This window comes from Acetobacterium sp. (assembly GCF_030652775.1).
Lineage (GTDB): Bacteria > Bacillota > Clostridia > Eubacteriales > Eubacteriaceae > Acetobacterium.
In genome coordinates this window covers 23755-39403 of sequence record NZ_JAUSPS010000023.1, presented here as the reverse complement: position 1 = coordinate 39403, position 15649 = coordinate 23755, and the positions used below count along the sequence as shown (strand labels likewise).

At 43.8% G+C, this 15649-nt stretch carries 16 protein-coding genes and 1 pseudogene; all 17 read left to right on the top strand.

What is annotated here, in order from left to right:
- Nucleotides 1-189 (top strand): annotated as a pseudogene (locus Q7J41_RS04255) (hypothetical protein); the annotation flags it as partial.
- Nucleotides 190-515: 326 nt separating this feature from the next.
- Nucleotides 516-776 (top strand): HNH endonuclease, encoded by a 261-nt coding sequence (locus Q7J41_RS04250; RefSeq protein ID WP_370650979.1) that lies wholly within the window; start codon nucleotides 516-518, stop codon nucleotides 774-776.
- 140 nt (nucleotides 777-916) lie between these two features.
- Nucleotides 917-1300, top strand: coding sequence for a P27 family phage terminase small subunit (locus tag Q7J41_RS04245; protein ID WP_304885547.1), 384 nt, complete (start codon nucleotides 917-919; stop codon nucleotides 1298-1300).
- Nucleotides 1293-3023: a terminase large subunit gene (locus Q7J41_RS04240; protein WP_304885545.1), complete on the top strand. Its 1731-nt coding sequence runs from the start codon at nucleotides 1293-1295 to the stop codon at nucleotides 3021-3023. Before Q7J41_RS04245 ends, Q7J41_RS04240 begins: the two co-directional genes overlap by 8 nt.
- A 21-nt stretch (nucleotides 3024-3044) precedes the next feature.
- Entirely contained in the window at nucleotides 3045-4241 is a 1197-nt protein-coding gene (locus tag Q7J41_RS04235; protein ID WP_304885543.1) for a phage portal protein, read from the top strand.
- Nucleotides 4238-4822: an HK97 family phage prohead protease gene (locus Q7J41_RS04230; RefSeq protein WP_304885542.1), complete on the top strand. Its 585-nt coding sequence runs from the start codon at nucleotides 4238-4240 to the stop codon at nucleotides 4820-4822. Before Q7J41_RS04235 ends, Q7J41_RS04230 begins: the two co-directional genes overlap by 4 nt.
- Nucleotides 4822-6477, top strand: a complete 1656-nt coding sequence (locus tag Q7J41_RS04225; protein ID WP_304885540.1) for a phage major capsid protein — start codon at nucleotides 4822-4824, stop codon at nucleotides 6475-6477. Before Q7J41_RS04230 ends, Q7J41_RS04225 begins: the two co-directional genes overlap by 1 nt.
- Before the next feature lie 17 nt (nucleotides 6478-6494).
- A complete protein-coding gene (locus tag Q7J41_RS04220) occupies nucleotides 6495-6779 on the top strand; it encodes a hypothetical protein (protein ID WP_304885538.1) in 285 nt (94 codons plus the stop codon).
- Between the two features lie 7 nt (nucleotides 6780-6786).
- The gene (locus tag Q7J41_RS04215; protein ID WP_304885536.1) at nucleotides 6787-7140 is read left to right on the top strand and encodes a hypothetical protein; all 354 of its coding nucleotides are present in this window, start codon (nucleotides 6787-6789) and stop codon (nucleotides 7138-7140) included.
- Entirely contained in the window at nucleotides 7127-7459 is a 333-nt protein-coding gene (locus Q7J41_RS04210) for a hypothetical protein (protein WP_304885534.1), read from the top strand. Before Q7J41_RS04215 ends, Q7J41_RS04210 begins: the two co-directional genes overlap by 14 nt.
- A gap of 2 nt (nucleotides 7460-7461) precedes the next feature.
- Entirely contained in the window at nucleotides 7462-7878 is a 417-nt protein-coding gene (locus Q7J41_RS04205; RefSeq protein WP_304885532.1) for an HK97-gp10 family putative phage morphogenesis protein, read from the top strand.
- Nucleotides 7879-7919: 41 nt separating this feature from the next.
- Entirely contained in the window at nucleotides 7920-8822 is a 903-nt protein-coding gene (locus Q7J41_RS04200; RefSeq protein ID WP_304885530.1) for a major tail protein, read from the top strand.
- Nucleotides 8823-8866: 44 nt separating this feature from the next.
- Nucleotides 8867-9163 carry a phage tail assembly chaperone G gene (gene gpG, locus Q7J41_RS04195; RefSeq protein ID WP_304885528.1) on the top strand — a complete coding sequence of 99 codons (297 nt, stop codon included), beginning with the start codon at nucleotides 8867-8869 and terminating at the stop codon, nucleotides 9161-9163.
- A 234-nt stretch (nucleotides 9164-9397) separates the two neighbouring features.
- Nucleotides 9398-11911, top strand: coding sequence for a phage tail tape measure protein (locus Q7J41_RS04190; RefSeq protein ID WP_304885526.1), 2514 nt, complete (start codon nucleotides 9398-9400; stop codon nucleotides 11909-11911).
- A gap of 402 nt (nucleotides 11912-12313) precedes the next feature.
- A complete protein-coding gene (locus tag Q7J41_RS04185) occupies nucleotides 12314-13663 on the top strand; it encodes a peptidoglycan DD-metalloendopeptidase family protein (protein WP_304885524.1) in 1350 nt (449 codons plus the stop codon).
- Nucleotides 13664-13673: 10 nt separating this feature from the next.
- Complete coding sequence (locus Q7J41_RS04180; protein ID WP_304885523.1) at nucleotides 13674-14552, top strand: phage tail family protein; 879 nt, start codon at nucleotides 13674-13676, stop codon at nucleotides 14550-14552.
- A 1-nt stretch (nucleotide 14553) separates the two neighbouring features.
- Entirely contained in the window at nucleotides 14554-15648 is a 1095-nt protein-coding gene (locus Q7J41_RS04175; protein WP_304885522.1) for a siphovirus ReqiPepy6 Gp37-like family protein, read from the top strand.
- The last annotated feature ends 1 nt before the right edge of the window (nucleotide 15649 follow it).

Below are 15649 nucleotides of genomic sequence, written 5' to 3'. Positions count from 1 at the left end.
GGTAAGCTTATCGAGGATCCTTATTATGAAATCATCCCGGCAAAGTACTTTGAGATCAAAACCCATGAACAGATTGCTGAGATGTTCGGCAAAGATATATCAACGATAACCAGGAATAAAAGCCGGCTGGTGAATGAGCTGAAGATCATTCTATTCAGTGATGAAGCCATCACCGAACTGTTTACCTGAGCACTTGACAAATGCACAATGAGCGCACAATTAATGCCATTGTGTGCGCCATATATAGAGTTTACAATGTGTATAAGTAAAATTATGTAAATGAGGCATCGGGCAACCGGTGTCTTTTTATATGCAAGGAGTTAACTCATGACTAACGATCACTGCACATTCTGCCTAAATCGTTGGGGATGCCATGGATTATGTACTCGATGTGAACGAATTGAATGTGGGTACAATCACGACGGACACTGCTTAGATGTTGTGGCATTGAAGCATCCGGACAAACAGACCGGCTGTATTTATTACACGAACCGTAACCGTAGTAAGGGAGAAGGATGATGAAGAGTGATCCATACTATCAGACCAAGAAGCACAAGGCATGGCGAGCCAAAGTATTAAGGCGAGACAACTACCAATGCCAGGAGTGCAAGCGTTACGGAATACTCCGGGAAGGAACCATTGCGCACCACGTAAAACCCAGGGAAGACTATCCAGAGCTGCAGTATGACGTAGCTAACGGCAGGACACTTTGTGCAAAACACCACAACATTGAACATCCGGAAAAAGGGACAAAAGCTTTGAAGTCCAGAAGATGATTATGAGAAATGATGTAACAAAGCCAATCCCCCCCACCTAAAATGAAAATTATCAAAAATAATATTCATTGGATAGGGTAACTCTTTCCAATAGAGCGACCGCCAGAAAACTTTTTTTGACCACGAAGGGAGGTGATCGAGTGGCACGGGCGAGAAGAAAAAAAACGGAAACAGAATATGAATTTAACGTCCGGGTGGAAAAAGGTAAAATCATTGAGGACATGAAAAGACTCGGAACGCACAAGCCAGAATATGAGAGCATCATAAATGTATACGCAGATCTGTTGGTTCAATATGCAGATGCGAACAAAAAGTTTGCCGAATCAGATTGTGCATATGAAACATCGACCGGCGCCGGCGGTACAAAAAAATCTGCAATCGTGGCGACACTCGAAAGTCTGAGAAAAGATATCCTCGCATACTCGGATCGTCTTTGTCTTAACCCTAAAGCGGTGGAGTCAGTGACGACTGAACAAACCAAAAGATCTGGCCTGGCGGATATTCTGAAAAACTTCGATGGCTAAAAATTACGATCTTGTGATGGAGTATGCCAACAGCATCGTTGAAGGTCGAAAAATAGCATGCCGGGAACAGATCCAAGGTTGCCAACGGTTTTTGAATGATTTGAAAAATACGGATTATGAGTTTAAGACAAAAGATGCAGAATTTGTAATCTACATCATCGAAAACACGTTTGTCCATATGCAGGGCGAAATGCTGGACGGTACGCCGCTCAGGGGAAAACCGTTTTTGTTGGAGCCTTTCCATAAAGTTATTATTTACAACCTCCTGGGGTTTTATCATAAAGGTACAAAGATTAGGCGTTTCCATGAAGCGCTTATTTTTATACCCCGAAAAAATATCAAGACCAGTTTTGCCGCTGCTTTATCATGGGCGCTGGGGTTGTTGGAAAGAAGGAGCGGCAGCAAGGTATATATTGTGGCCGCCGCTATGAAGCAATCATTAGAAAGTTTCAACTTCATAAATTTCAATCTTCTTCAAATGGAAGAAAAGAAAAATTTCCGGGTGATTGATAACAACCAGGAACATTCGATTTCTGGCGACCTGGGCGACGGATCATTATTCATTCAAGCCCTGGCTGCCAATCCGGACAGGCAAGATTCATTAAACTGTAATCTGGCCATCGCCGATGAGATTCACGCTTATAAAACTCCGAAGCAATACAACATCATCAAGGAGGCCATGAAAGCTTATACCAACAAATTGATGATCGGGATTACAACCGCCGGAGATGATGCGAATTCTTTTTGTTTTCGCAGGATTGAGTATTGCAAAAAAATATTAGCCGGGACGGTAACCGATGAACAGTATTATGTTTTTATTTGCAAAGCTGACCAGGATGATGATGGTGACGTTGATTATACTAATCCGGTTATTCATGAAATGGCAAACCCGGCCTATGGGGTGTCGATTCGTCCGGAGGAAATTCTAAACGATGCCAGGCAGGCCCAGAATGATCCGCAGCAGCGAAAAGATTTTTTTGCAAAATCTTTGAATGTCTACACCAGCGCCTTGAAAGCATACTTTAATCTTGATGAGTTTCAAAATTCTGATAGTCAGTATAACTGGACACTGGAAGAACTGGCCGCCCTTCCAATCAACTGGTATGGCGGAGCGGATCTTTCTAAGATGCATGACTTGACAGCCGCGGCTCTGTATGGACGGTACACCTTTGAGGGAAAAGAAATTGATATCTGTATCACTCATGGGTTTTTCCCGATCGCTGCAGCGGTGGAAAAGGCAGAAGAGGATAGCATCCCTTTATTCGGCTGGAAAGACGATGGTGTATTGACCATGTCCAATACGAAAACCGTCCACTATGACGATGTGGTCATGTGGTTTGAAAAAATGCGAACCATGGGTTTTAGAATTAAAATAGTCGGGTTTGATAAAAAGTTTGGAAAAGAATTTTTTACAAAGATGAAAAAGAGCAGATTTAAAATTGTTGACCAACCGCAGTATTTTTATAAAAAGTCTGAAGGGTTTCGGAGGATTGAAAAAAAAGCAAAAGATGGAGAGTTTTACTATCTCCATAATCAGGGTTTTGAATACTGTCTGCAGAATGTACGGGCCATTGAGAAAACAGATGACATGATCCAGTATGAAAAAGTAGACGGTGACGGTGGAACGATGAGGATTGATATGTTTGACGCTGGTGTTTTTGGAGCAGTACAAATGTTAGATGTCATGGAAAAAGATGGAAAAGCAAACCAATGGTTTAATTAGCAGAAAAAGGAGGAGTGAAGATTGGGAAGACGAAACAGAAAAACAAATGTGATCCGGGGTGAACCGGAGAAGAGAGAATCAATTTCATCGTGGCTGGTTTCGAACGATGCCTTTGAGACTCTGGTTGTAAGTGGGTATACCCGATTGGCAGATAACCCGGAAGTTCAAATGGCCGTTAATAAAATTGCGGACCTGGTATCGTCCATGACGATCCATCTCATGCGGAACACCAATAAAGGTGATGTCCGGGTCCAGAATGAGTTGTCTAAAAAAATAGATATCTCACCAAATAAAAACATGACCCGGAAAACGTTCATGCATGCGGTTGTTAAAACAATGCTGCTGGAAGGGAACAGCGTGGTTTTTCCAAAAACAGCCAATGGCATGATAGATGATCTGGTACCGCTGAAGCCTTCCCGGGTATCGTTCCAGGAAAATGGAGACTCATATTATGTAAGGTATGGCGGTTTAACATACCAACCAGAAAACATGATTCATTTCCCAATTAATCCGGATCCCGAAAGGCCTTGGATGGGGTTAGGGTATCGGGTCGCACTCAAAGAAGTTGTCCAGAATCTCAGGCAAGCAGCGGCCACAAAAAAAGGGTTTATGGAATCCAAATGGAAACCGTCCCTGGTAGTTAGGGTTGATGCCCTGGCCGATGAATTCAGTGGCAAAGATGGCCGGACAAAATTTCTGAATGAGTACATTGATACCCAGGAAGCCGGACAACCGTGGGTGATCCCTTCGGAGCTGCTGGACATTCAACAGGTTAAGCCGCTGTCACTCAATGACCTGGCGATTAATGAGGCGGTCACCATTGATAAAAAAACAGTCGCCGGCATTATCAATGTCCCGGCCTTTATTGTGGGCGCCGGGCAGTATAACAAAGATGAATATAACAATTTTATCAACTCCACAATTTTACCAATCTGTAAATTGATTGAACAGGAGCTGACCAGGAAGCTGTTAATTTCACCGGATTTGTATTTTAAATTTAATTCCCGGGCGCTGTATGCCTACGACATCAAAGATCTGTCCAGTGTTGGCCAGGAACTATTTGTCAGGGGGATTTTAACCGGCAATGAAGTCCGGGCCAGTCTGGGGTATAGTCCACTCGATGGACTGGATGAGCTGGTCATATTAGAAAACTTCATCCCGATTAGCAGCATCGGAGATCAGAAAAAATTAAACCAGAATGGAGGTGGCAGTGAGTGAGTCGAAATAAACGACAAGCCAGGGATCTGGTAATGGAAATTGAAAAGCGGGAAGACGATGGAACCGGCGATTTATTCCTTGAAGGATATTTCGCTATTTTTAATTCCGATTATGAGTTGTGGCCAGGCGCCAGTGAGAGCATCGCACCCGGAGCATTTACAGGCTGTATAAGCGGCGATGTCAGAGCGCTGTATAATCATGACACAAATTTAGTTTTAGGCCGCACAGGAGCCGGTACGCTTGAATTGCGTGAAGATTCCCACGGGCTATGGGGCAAGATTAAAATTAATCGCAATGACACAGATGCCATGAATGCCTATACCCGGATCATGCGGGGTGATGTCACCCAGTGCTCATTCGGTTTTGATATCGAAGCCGAAGAATTTAGAGACAATGGTGATGGCACTTGTCATTGGACAATCTTAAAAGTAAATCCATTATACGAAATTTCGCCATGCGTGTTCCCCGCCTATAAGGAAACAACCGTTTCCGCACGTAAGGAAGATTTTGAAAATATCCAAAAAAGACAGCATGAAGCGTGGCAGCAAAAAATGAAATCAAAAATTAAAGGAGGTCAGTAATGGCTTTAAAAGTATTGATGAGGAAAAAAGAACTGACGGAAAAGCAAAAGCAACTTGTGGAGCTTAGAAAAGTTTCGGAAACATTCCCGACCCGGGAAATTAATCTGGAAAAGGCGATTGAAGAGGCCGAAACCGAAGAGGAAAAAAAGGTCGTCGAAGAAGAGGTTGAAAAGTTTGAAGCCGATAAGGCTGAAAATGAAGCAGCGATTGCAGAAACTGAGACTGAAATTGCCGGCATCGAAGCGGAGATTGAAGAGATTGAAAGATCCGCACCCGTTGGCTCCCCAGCAGAACAACCAAAAAACAAAGAAGAAAAGAGAGGTAATATTATGCCAATGAACACCAGAAGATTTTTCGGAATGACTCCAGAAACCCGGGATGCATTCCTTGCCCGTGAAGAAGTAAGAGATTTTATTGAAGCGGTTCGGGAAATAAAAACAAGAGGTATCACAAACGGGAGCCTGTCTGTTCCGGAAGTAATGCTGGAACTTTTACGGGACAATATGGAACAGTACTCAAAACTTACAAAATACGTAACCTTAAAGCCAGTTGGTGGAACAGCCCGGGAAAACATTATGGGCGCCGCACCTGAGGGCGTATGGATGGAAGCAGAGGGCGAATTGAATGAACTTGATATGTCACTGAACCAGGTTGAAGTTGATGGTTATATGGTCGGTGGAATCATCTGGATCCATAACAATCTATTAAAAGATAGCGATCTGGCACTTGGCAGCGAAATTATGGACCAACTGGGTAAAGCCATCGGCAAAGGTGTTGATAGAGCGTTGCTGTACGGAACGGGAACAAAAATGCCGGTTGGTATTGTAACCAGACTTGCCCAAACATCGGCACCATCTAACTGGCCAACGTTCGCCCCAGCGTGGACAGATCTGCACACCACAAACGTTAAAAAACTAAATATCAATGGCACCACGGGAGCTGCGTTTTACGCTTCACTCATTGAGGCCCTTGGCGTCGCAGCACCAAATTATTCAGATGGTAAAGCCTTTTGGGTAATGAACAGAAAAACGCATATTAATTTAATGACAAAAGCCCTGGCATTTGATGCAGCAGCCGCTCTGATCGCTGGTGTTAACAATCAGATGCCAATTATCGGCGGAAGCATTGAAGAAATTGAACTAGTTGGAGACAATGAAATTATCGGAGGTTTTGGTTCTGTTTACATTTTGGCAGAACGGGAAGGATCTGCCCTTGAAAAATCAGAGCATGCCAGATTTGCACAAAACCAGACAGGGTTTAAGGGATATGCCCGTTATGACGGGATGCCTGTTTTTGGTGAAGCATTCGTGATGGTATCATTCGATAATACCGACGCAGCCACAACCTCGACATTCGAAACTGATTACGCCAACACCGAACTGGGAGCCTTGGCTGTAACCTCGGTAGCCGGTACACTTTCCGGTGATACCTTAATTACAGTGGCCGGAGCTGAAGCCAGTGGAACAACCTTGGGTTATAAAGTCCTTGGTAAAGCAGCAGCGGTTAAATCCGGTGATTCAAGCACTGGTTATACAGCCTTTACCACGCCAGACGATATTACCGCAGCAACCGGTAAGGTTATTACAGTTGTCGAATTTGACGCCGCTGGCCGGGCCATTAAAGTCGGTACCTGCAGCGTAGTGGCAAAAGCCTAGTCACAGGAGGTTAGAGGATGCAGGATGATCTATTACTGGTAATGTTAAAGCAGGATCTTGAAATCCTGCATACGGTCAAAGATGACTACCTGAAAAACTTAATAAGTATTGCCCAAGGGATGATTGCTCGGGAGGGCATCACCCTGGGCGATGATTTTGAGGACCAGGGGATTGTTGTGATGTACGCCGCCTGGATGTACCGGAAACGGGCTGCCCCTGATTCGGCAATGCCCCGGATGATACGGGCCGCCTTGAATAACAAACTGTTTGCCCAGAAAGCCACGGTAACAACCGATGTTTGATGGGGGATTGGTAAAGATCTATAAGATTGGTAATGTGAGCAACCCCGGCGATACGCCGGCGGAGGGTCTCACATTTTACCAGTCTTTTTATTTTGAAGAAAAAACAATCGGTATGACCAGAGCATACGCCGCCATGCAAGCCGATTCAAAGATCGACCGGTTAATAAGCATCTGGCAAGACCGAATTGTGACTGATCAATGTGTCTGTGTTATTTTTGATGGTTCTAAGATTGAGGACAATGTTGAGGTTGGGATTCAATACCGGATTACCCAGGCGCAGCATAAGACAAATAATGATGGTCTAAGAATATCAGATCTGACGCTGGAAAGATTGGACGGTGGGTTGTATGACATTAGCTGATGTAAAAAATGCCTTATTGGGTGTATTGCCAGGAAAAGTATACCATCATATTGCAGCACCCGGAGCAGTGGCTCCGTACATCGTTTGGGCAGAGGATGGGCAGTCCGGAAGTTTGTATGGTGATGGAAAAATGGTTAAACAGGTCATGGAAGGAACAATTGACTTGTTCACAAAACAGGAATATGATCCGTTGTTTTCAGAAATACAGCATGCATTAAACAATGCCGGGATCGGGTTTCGTCTTAATTCAGTGCAGTTTGAAGAGGACACACAGATATTTCATCACGAATGGGTGTGGAACATACCGATGGAGGTGTAGATATGGCTATGGCAGCATTCATGGCGGGAGATGATTTCATGCTGAAGCTTTCAAGACTGGAAACAGATCTTGAAATGATTGCAAAGAAAGCCATCTATGCCGGTGCAAAAGTTGTGGCCGATGCCATGAAAACAAATCTTAAAGGGGTATTGTCAGATGAAGCAACCGGGGAGCTAGTTGAAGCCATGGGGATCACGCCCATTAAATTGATGGGCGGACAATGGACAGCAAAAATAGGTTTTGATGGTTATGATGCAAATGGTGTTGCATATCAGCTAATTGCCCGTGTTCTGGAATCAGGAACGAGTAAAAGAAAAAAGAAGCCATTCATGAGAAAAACAATGAACCAGGTTAAAACGCAGGTTGCAGAAGTAATGACGCAAGTCATCGATGAAGAAATGGCAAAGATATTTGGTTAAGGCGCCTTATGGCGTCTATTAAATTTTAAGGAGAAATCAAAATGACGATTAAAAAAATGAATTTACAGTTATTCGCTGAAACAGTACCGGTAAATATCAAAAACTTTTGTTATGCAAAATTAGATGTTTCCACCGGGGTATATGAAGAACCAGTCGTAATTCCCGGATTGATGGAAGTAAAAATGGAAATGAAAGTAGAAGAATCAAAACTGTCTGGGGATGGAAAAACCAGATTCATTGTCAATACCGAGGGTGACATCAGCATTGAGGCAACGGTTAATAAATTTCCATTGAAAGATCGGGCTACTTTGCTGGGAAGAACGTTCGACGCTGAAAAAGGGACCTTGCTGACAACTGAAAATGATGTAGCCCCATATGTGGCAACTGGATTTGAGATTGAAAATGAGGATGGCACCAGTGCGTATACCTGGTTATATAAGGGGCGGTTTGGGCAGCCATCAGAAAGTTACAAACAGACAGAAGAAGGAAAAGTCACATTTGCAACACCAACACTGAAAGGAACATTCATCGCCGATAAAGACGGTCACAAAGGTATTATCATGGATGAATCTGAAGGGATTACGCCACCAGCAAACTTTATGGCCTCTGTTTACAAACCGACAATTGATTTAGTGGCACCAACGGTAACGAGTGTACCGACTGATGGCGCCACCGGCGTATTGGGAACCGCCAATCTGGTGCTGACATTTAGTAAGGCAATTCTGGCTGACACCATCAATAGTGCAAATATCTTTGTGATGAAATCTGACGGAACAGCGGTACCGGCAACATTATCAGTGAACGCCACGAATACCATTGTAACTGTGGATCCGGTTGCGACACTGACGGCCGGAGATTACATTTTAATTGCGACCACCGGCGTGAAGAGCGCTGCAGCAGGCGTCAACATGGCGGAAAGATACATCGTAAACTTTACAGTGTAATGGCTTGGGGGCTTAATTGCCCCTTTTTAATTTGAAAGGACTAAATGATGGAAATTAAATTACTACTTGGAAACGAAGAAAAAACATATACCGCAGCAAGACCTAAAGGAAGAGCGGTTCGGGATGCGATTAAGTTGGCAAGAAAAATGGATCCTAAGAACATAACAGAAGAAGTGTTTGATGAGTTAGTCGATTTTACAGTCGATGTTTATGGGAAGCAGTTTACCCGGGATGACGTATATGACGGGCTTTATGCGGATGAGATGTTACAAGAACTGACAAAAACAGTTAGTGCTATCGCCGGGGGAACATCGAAGAAACTAGAAGTAAAAAACGACTAGGCGGGGAAGACAGTGGAAAGCTGTTAACCCTGCAGGAATGGATCGACGAATTCTACATCAATCTTATAAAAGAGGGTTGGAAATTAACCGAAATAGATGAAATGGATCTCTGGTATTTTCTGGAGCTGATGAACTATAAACAAGAAAAAGAATACTGGGAAAATCAAAGAAAGGCAGTTGCGATGCTGAAAGGCATATTGTAGCTGTTTTTTATTTTCGGGAAAGGAGGGAAACATGGGATATGATGCAGGGCTAAAAGTAGGGATTGACGGTGAAGCGGATTTTAAGAACGGACTCAAGAGTCTGAACAGTGAAATCAAAACAATTGGGTCAGAATTAAGAGCCGTAACAAAAGAGTTTGAGAACAATGCAGCCTCGATGGAAGCCTTGACGACAAAAAACAAAGTTCTGGCCAAAGAAGTCGATTTGCACAAAGCCAAGGTCGAGTTGCTCAGTAAGGAATATAAAACACAAACCGATGAGCTGAAAAAACTGGAACAAAAGCTGGAAGATGCAAAAAAAGCTCACGGTGACGATTCTGAAGAGGTTAAGAAAGCCCAGAAGGAATATGAAACCCAGGCCGGGAAAGTCAGAAAACTGGAATCAGATCTGGGAACAGCCACATCTACTTTAAATCGCTTTACGAAGGAAATGGATATAAACAATCAGTCCATCAAAGACCAGATAAGCGATACCGCAAAGTTTGAAAAAGAACTGACTGATCTGAAGACAGAAATGGGAACGCTGGAAAGTGATCAAAAAAAGCTGACCAGTACCTTTAAACTACAGCGGGCAGAACTGGGACTCAATGTTACAGAAGCCGAAAAGCTGGAGCTGGCACAGCAGCAGTTGAAAGCACAGATGGAATTAACTGATAAAGTTGTTGGAAATCTCGATGCCCAGCTGGGCAAAGCAAAGAAAGCTTATGGTGAAAATTCCAATGAGGTTAAAGATCTTGAGACTAAATTAAATGATGCGAAAACAAAGGTCATTGAATTTAAAGAAAAGCTGGAAGATGTCAAAGAAGGTGCAGACAATGCTGGCGATGGACTGGAAGATCTCAATAAAAACGTTCAGTCAATCACACTTTTTGAGATGGCAGATGCGCTGCAGGGGGTGACGGATAAGATCATAGGTCTCGGGAAATCCGCCTTTGATACTGCAATGGCATTTGGGGATTCTCAAACAGATATACAGGCAAATCTGGGGTTAACCGGATCAGAAGCAGAGGCACTTAATGACGTTGTAAAAAATGTGTTTGAAAATGGCGTGGTAGGATCCGTTGAAGAGGCTACAAATGCGGTAATCATTGCAAAGCAGTCATTCGGAGAGTTGAACGACGTTGAACTGGAAGGTCTTGTTAATCAGCTCACAACAATTGCCGAAAGAACCGGGACCGACGTTAATGACAATATTATAGCTGTAGATAAACTGATGAGCGCATTTGGAATAACGAGTACTGAAGCGTTAGACCTTGTTGCGGCGGGCTTTCAAAATGGCCTAAACAAGAATGGTGATTTCCTGGATACCTTAAACGAGTACCCATTTTACTTTGAACAAGCTGGATTTTCGGCGGAAGAAATGATGCAGATCATTGACAACGGCATGGAAAATGGGGCAATGAATACCGATAAAGCAGCAGATGCTGTTAAAGAATTCCAAATCAGACTTGGCGATGGATCAATTGAGGGAATTATCGGATCATTTTCTGCAGAAACCCAGGATATGTTCCAGAAATGGAAAAATGGAGAAGCGACCGTTGCCGATGTGGCAAAGTCGATTGGTTTAGACTTGCAAAAGATGTCGCCAGCCGAACAACAGGCTGCAGTTTCACTGCTGTCTTCTCAGTTTGAGGATCTCGGAGTTGATGGCGCCACGGCTTTATTCAAAGTTGGAGATGCGTTTTCAGATACAACTGGAAAAGCAAAAGAGATGGCTGAACAAAGCCCCGGGGAAAAGTGGGAAGCATCAATCAGAAAGCTTCAGGATGCCTTATTGCCAATAGGGAATACTCTGAAAGACGCATTTACACCAATAATTGATGCCGTCGCACAAGTTGCAGAGCAGTTTACAACATTACCGGCGCCTGTTCAAACGGCTATCAGTGGAATTGTGATTGCAATTGGTGGGATTATCAGTGCCATCCCAATCGTTGCTATGTTCGCAGCGTCGTTTAATACACTGGCACCGTTATTTACAGGAATTACCGGAAGTGCCGGAGGCCTTGGCGGTGCATTGGCAGCACTGACAGGGCCGATTGGAATAGCAATAGCAGCAGTGGCAGCGATCGGCGCAGTAATCGCCGGGGCCTGGCAAAATTCAGAGACATTTAGAACGTCAGTCGGGACAGCATTTGAATCGATCAAGACAACTATTTCAGAGGCATTTGTAAAAATCAGTGAGGCGATGGCACCGGCACTGGAAGCATTTCAAGGGTTTTCAGTAAATGTGCAACCAATATTGCAGGCGATTGGTGATTTCCTTGGAATCTATGTTGTGCCATTGATTCAGTTATTTATAGAAACATTTGTAAATGGATTTACAGCGATCATTGTGGCCATTGCCCCATTCATAGCGGCGATTGGCAACCTGTTTTCATTTATCGGAAATTTCGTAGGTATGGTGTTTGCATTGCTCACAGGTGACTGGGCATCAGCTTGGACATTTGCTCAGGGAATGGGACAAAGCGCCGTGGATTTCCTGGCAAATGTATTTCAGGGATTATTCAAGTGGGTTTCATTAATCTAACAGGGAATCTTTGATTTTATCAAATCAATCTGGGATGGCATTGGTCAAAAAACAAATGAGATCTGGACAAGCATCACCGGTTTTCTGCAAACAACATGGCAGGCAATTTACGACAACACATTTGGAAAGATTTCTGAGCTGGCCACTACTCTTGCTAATAAATGGGAAGAAACTAAGACCGACACGCAGGCCAAGTGGGAGGCTATAAAAAGTGACCTGGCCACCAAATGGGAAGCGATTAAAACGAATATCGCCACGAAGGTACAGGAAGTATTTACGAATCTGGCAACTAAGTGGCAGGAGACCAAAGAAGATACCCAAACCAAATGGGAGGCCATAAAAAGTGACCTGGCTGCCAAATGGGAAGAAATAAAAACAAACATCGCCACGAAGGTTCAGGAAGTGGCCACAAATCTAGCAGAAAAATGGAAGGAAACCAAAGATGACACCCAGGAAAAATGGAACGATATAAAATCAGACCTCCAGGAAAAATGGGATGCGATTTACAAGAATGTCAGTGAAAAAGTTCAAGAAACATATAAAGAAGTATCTGCCAAATGGGAAAGCACAAAAACTGATTCCCAGCAAAAATGGAAAGACATTACAGATGATTTAACCCAAAAAGCAAAAGATATCTTTACTAATATTACCGACAAAATTGAAGAAATTGTAACGGAGCTACCAAAAAAATGGGATGCTATTAAAGAGGCAGCGGAGGATGCCTGGGGTAAAGAACCGAATGGGATTGTTCCTAAAATTTTAAGCATTGCAGGATCATTACCAGGTCAAATCTTTACAATTGCTGGTAACATGATTACCGAACTGGTCAAAGGAATTAATGATAATATTACCAATGCAACGGATGGAGTTGAGGCACTTGTTAAAGCTGTTCTAAAAAAATTCAAGGATGGCTTTGGGATCGCTTCACCATCAAAAGAACTCTTCAACATCGGTAAATTCCTAATGCAAGGGTTAATCGATGGACTGAACGGCGATAACCTGATGACATTTATTAACAACATGGTTGAGGAAATCAAAGCGGCTTTTGCTGCAGGAAACTTCAATCTCAAAGCAGCAATTGACTTTGTAGGATCCGGAGCTATGGAGTTTTTTAAAAGCATCGGTGTTGGAGGTGCGGCTGCTGGAGATCTAAAATCACCAGTCAGTGGGGACATTACCAGCGAGTTTGGTTGGAGAACTCACCCGATTACGGGCGACCAGAGATTTCATGAAGGGATCGATATTGGCGCAGCAGAGGGAACACCTGTTGGCGCAGCAGGAGCCGGAGAAGTAACAACAGCCGGATGGTATGGCGGTTATGGAAATGCTGTAATCATTGATCATGGAAACGGATTATCAACATTGTATGGGCATCTCTCAGCAATAATGGTAAGCGTGGGGGAACTGGTATCACAATTGCAAACAATTGGCTTGGTTGGCTCGACAGGGAATTCGACTGGTCCACATTTACATTTTGGTCTATACCAGGATGGTTCGCCAATTGATCCATCAGCGATTTTTGGGTTTGATGTCGGATCCCGGTATATTCCCCAGGACATGGTGGCCATGGTGCATGAAGGTGAGATGATCGTGCCAAAATCTGAAAACCCTTATGCAAACAGTGGTGGCCAGATCATGCCAGGAACAAAAATAGAACAGAACGTTTATATCACCAGCCCAAAAGAATTGAGCCCATCAGAGACTGCAAAAATAAATAAACGGGCGTGGCAGGAACTGGCATTGAGTCTGTAGGGAGGGAATAATGAAGACCGTTAAATTCATAAATGGAATTGGCGCTGAGATAACACTTACAACAGATTCAGAGCCTTTTTTAATGGAAAAGTTTAGCCAAAGCACCGGAGCCACGCAATACACAGTCAAAGGATCCGGGCAGGATGGAACGAAGTTCATTGAAAACACATTGAACGAAAGTGATGTGACAGTCAAATTGTCTGTTATAGGAAACTCGAATGATGAATATATGCGGTACACAAATCAGATAAGAAGAATTTTTAATCCGAAATTGGGACAAGGATACTTTGTTTATAACGATGGGGAAAAAGATTTAAAACTGACATGTGTGCCGGATAAGGTATTTTTTCCGGAAGAGGTTGGAAGAATTGCCGGAAAAGGAATAATAAGCCTCACCGCCCATGATCCATACTGGCATGAGTTGCTAGAGACAAAAGAAGAAATAGCACTCTGGGTAGGAGATTTCGAATTTGACATCATCAACGGCCTGCAGATCCCAGAAGAGGGAATCATCATGGGCCACCGGGAACTCAGCCTGATTGTGAACTGTCCCAACGATGGCGACGGTGAAGCTGGAATGATTATTGAATTCCGGGCTTTGGCCACGCTCACAAATCCATCACTCCGAAACGTTAACACCCAGGAATACGTAAAAATAATCAAAACCATGGTCGCCGGCGAGATCATTCGGGTGAATACACATTTCGCTGAAGAGGATGTGGAAATGGAGCTGAATGGGGTGATGTCCAATGCATTTAATTACATCGATGAAGATATGACCTTCCTGAAGCTTTACCAGGGCGACAACCTGTTTCGGTACGATGCAGAAACCGGCCTGGATAACCTTGTGGTGAACATCTACCGACAAAATAAGTATCTGGGGGTATAGCATGGATCTGTATGTAGCAGACAGAAGCTTTAATAAACTGGGTACCGTCAACAACCGGACATCATTACGCTGGGTGCGCCGGTACCGGAAAACTGGAGAGTTTGAAATCCATTGCCCGGCGACGTCGCAGAACATTGAGAAGCTGCAGCGGGGCAATGTCATCATCAAGCCCGGGGATCCGGAGGCGGGTTTTATCTCTTACCGAAACCTGCAGGAAGACAACGACGGAAAAGAGCTGCTTGTTGTAAAAGGGCAGTTTTTAACCGGATACCTGAACCGGCGCATCATCTGGGGAACAGAAATCATTAATGGATTGGTGGAAGTGGCCATGCGGACGCTGGTCACAAAAAACGCCATCAGTCCCACGGATGCCAACAGAATCATTACCGGATTATCATTGGGAACGCTGATGAACTTCACCGAAACAGCGAATTACCAGACATCCTATGCAAATTTGACAGATGAACTTGAAAACCTGAGCAATCTGTCAGACATCGGGTTTCGTGTCCGATACGACGGATCCACCAGGTCAATGCAGTTTGAAACCTATAAAGGGCTGGATCGGACCGCTGGCCAGAGTGCCAATCCCCGATGCATTTTCAGTAAAGATTATAACAACGTCGAAAAGCAGGAGTTTACCGAAAGTGACAGCAGTTTCCGGAATGTTTGTCTGGTTGGCGGTATCGGAGAAGGAACTGACAGGAAGCTGGCAACGGTTGGCAGTGCAACAGGTCTGGATCGGTTCGAAGTGTTTTCGGATCAGAAGAGCCTGAGCAATGTTGTGGATAGCGTCACATTGACCGATGCAGAATACCAGGCGCTGCTTCAGGGCAAGGGAAGTGAAGTTCTCACCCAGAATAAAAAGATCTGTGTGTTTGACAGCTCCATTGATAAGAATGCAAACCGGAAATACAAAGAGAATTATGATCTGGGGGATATCGTAACAAATATCAATAAAAAATGGGGAGTCAAGCTGGATACCAGGATCGAAGAAATAGAAGAGGTCTATGAGGAAGCCGGCGAAAAAATAAATGTTGTTTTCGGGGATGAAGCACCGACGCTCATAGATAAACTAAAACAATTAAGAAAGGGGTGAT